1 pseudogene is annotated in these 345 nt (G+C 56.8%); it reads left to right on the forward strand.

Annotation, left to right across the window (positions count from 1 at the left end):
- Nucleotides 1-162: 162 nt before the first annotated feature.
- A pseudogene (locus ACM6J5_RS22375) lies at nt 163-345 on the forward strand (hypothetical protein); the annotation flags it as partial.

Genomic DNA, 345 nt, shown 5'->3' on the forward strand with positions numbered 1-345 from the left:
ATTTCGCAGTGAATCGCCCCAGACCGCGAACCCCGGATCGAGCAGTAAAGGGACGGACGCCAATAGCGACGAAAACTGAGGGCATTGAAGTCTCTCGATAAAAGGACAGTTCTCCTCTATGGCTTGGCGGGAGGAGCAAGATTTCAGAAGGATGTGGAACACATGAACTACATGGACAACACCGTGCTCGCGACAAGCAGGAGTCGTTTGCTGCCGAATCGATCCACGGATCGCAACGTCGCTGTGCCGCGAGACCTGCCCGGCGTGGTGATTTTCCTGCACGGCGTGAATGATCCCGGGGCGTCCTATGAGTCGGTGGAAACCGGGTTGTGCCAGGGGGTTAAC

Origin of the sequence: Pseudomonas sp. IT-P74 (assembly GCF_949768175.1) — a bacterium.
GTDB lineage: Bacteria > Pseudomonadota > Gammaproteobacteria > Pseudomonadales > Pseudomonadaceae > Aquipseudomonas.